At 42.7% G+C, this 2,131-nt stretch carries 3 protein-coding genes; all 3 read right to left on the reverse strand.

Going from position 1 to position 2,131, the window contains the following annotated elements:
- Positions 1–1,102, reverse strand: a 1,102-nt coding sequence (locus AC1DPQ_RS25870) for a protein-disulfide reductase DsbD family protein (RefSeq protein ID WP_477611324.1), incomplete at its 3' end; no start/stop codon positions are given.
- Positions 1,103–1,115: 13 nt separating this feature from the next.
- Positions 1,116–1,565, reverse strand: coding sequence for a protein-disulfide reductase DsbD domain-containing protein (locus AC1DPQ_RS25875; RefSeq protein WP_477578753.1), 450 nt, complete (start codon positions 1,563–1,565; stop codon positions 1,116–1,118).
- Positions 1,566–1,593: 28 nt separating this feature from the next.
- Positions 1,594–2,131, reverse strand: a 538-nt coding sequence (locus AC1DPQ_RS25880) for a PLP-dependent cysteine synthase family protein (protein ID WP_477611325.1), incomplete at its 5' end; no start/stop codon positions are given.

Below are 2,131 nucleotides of genomic sequence, written 5' to 3' on the forward strand. Positions count from 1 at the left end.
CCGATACACTGCGTAACGGTGCGCCCCACATGCCAGGGATTAAGTAAACGGTAAAGGCAAGAACTATTATTGCCAAAAAAAGCCTTGGTACGGAGATGAAGGCCAGCGGACTATCATGCGAAAACTTCAGTTTACCCAAAAGATAGATGCCCATCATCCCGAAAATAACAATCCACAGGCTTAAGAATATTTCCCTGTCAAACCACTCCCAGTGGTAGGTTAGATCTACATTGCTCAAAAACTTTAATGCGAATGCAAGTTCAAGAAAGCCCAATACTACTTTAACACTGTTTAACCAACCGCCGGATTTCGGCAGTTTGTTCATTGCCGATGGAAAGAGTGCAAACAGTGCAAAAGGAATGGCCAGGGCGAGGGAAAAACCGAACATGCCTATTGCGGGCCCTAGTAAAGCCCCTGTTGTTGCTGCCTGTACCAGTAGTGTACCGATTATCGGGCCTGTGCAGGAGAAAGATACCAGGGCCAATGTTCCGGCCATGAAAAACAATCCCGCAATTCCGCCCTTGTCTGAATTGGCATCCATTTTATTTACCCAGGAAGAGGGCAGGGTAATTTCGAATGCCCCTAAAAACGAAGCTGCAAAAACAACCAGCAATAAGAAGAAGAAAAAGTTAAAGATACCATTAGTAGACAGGCTGTTCAGGGCATCGGCACCAAAAATTACCGTTACCAAAAGCCCAAGCACCACATAAATGAGGATAATGAAAAAGCCATAGAGTGCCGCGCGCCGAAAGGCCCTTCCTTTTTCTGATCCTTTAGTAAAAAAACTTACCGTAAGGGGCAGCATGGGGAAAATACAAGGCATCAGCAAAGCTGCTAAACCGCCAACAAAACCTGCAATAAAAATTCCCCACAATGTTTTGTGTTCTTCTTTTGGTTGGGCAATGCTTTTTTGAGTAGCAGCAGGAACAGGAGTAGCTATTTTAGCAACAGTATCAGTTGCTTTAATTGTGCTGTCAGCTGCTTCTGGCTTAATCTCTGTAAAAGTCAGTTCTTCGGTATTTGTGCTGTCCTGTGCATATCCATTTGAGGATATTGCGCAACAGAACAGCAAACCGAGACAGATTTTTTTTAAGGATATCATATGCTCTTTGCGCTTATTTTACAGGAATGCTAAAATCTACCTGTTCTGGTGGTAAACATTGCCTATCGTCGCATACCATAAACTCTACATTGCCTTTAATGGTTGCGGTTTTGCCTTTTAGCTTCACTTTTTGTTGAAATACTACTGATTTTTCGAAGTAGCTTACATCCATTTTAAAAGTAGATTCGAATTTGGTTATGGCTTTTGGTTCGATGGTTTTTCCAACCAGGGTATAAGCACCTGATGATGGAAAACTAAAGGTTGTTTTAACCGGACCGCCATCTTTAACAAATTGCGAATAAAGGTGCCAGCCCTGATCTACGGTGGCCTTAATGAAAACAGTAGCCGTATTCGGCCCGGTTTTTTTTGCTGCGTAACTCCAGGTTACAGGTTTTAAAATCTGGCTGTATGCGCTGAGGCTGATCAGGCATATGGCACAGCATAAAATGGTGATTTTTTTCATGTTGTGGTTTATTTGTTGATTGTTCTAATTAATGTAATCTGCTAAAGGCCTGGTAGTCGATAAAGTCTACTTCAGGGCTAATGTATCCGGTTTTAACAGGTTCTACCTTCATTAAATCGGTACTTAAATATTTCTTGTTGCTATCAGAAAAGATGGTCACTACGCAGCTTTCTGTACCCATTTTTTGCTGTTGTTTTATGGCGCCGATTACATTTGCGCCCGATGATATGCCTACCGCTAAACCAAGTTTTTCGGCCAGTTTTTGCGCCATGAGTATGGCATCGCCATCGTTTACCTGTAGCACTTCATCCAGCTCGTTCAGTTTAACGATTTCGGGGATAAATTCATCAGAAATACCCTGTATCCTATGACTGCCCACTTTATAACCAGTAGTTAAGGTCGGCGATTCTGCAGGCTCCAATGGATGTATTTTAATACCCGGATTTTGCTTTCTTAAGAAATTTCCTACCCCCATAATAGTTCCCCCGGTTCCTACTCCGGCTACAAAAGCGTCAGGTGAAAGATTTTTTAAACGCAACTGCCCCCAGATTTCTTTACCTGTGGTA

It is taken from the genome of Pedobacter sp. 01T416_2, assembly GCF_056398925.1.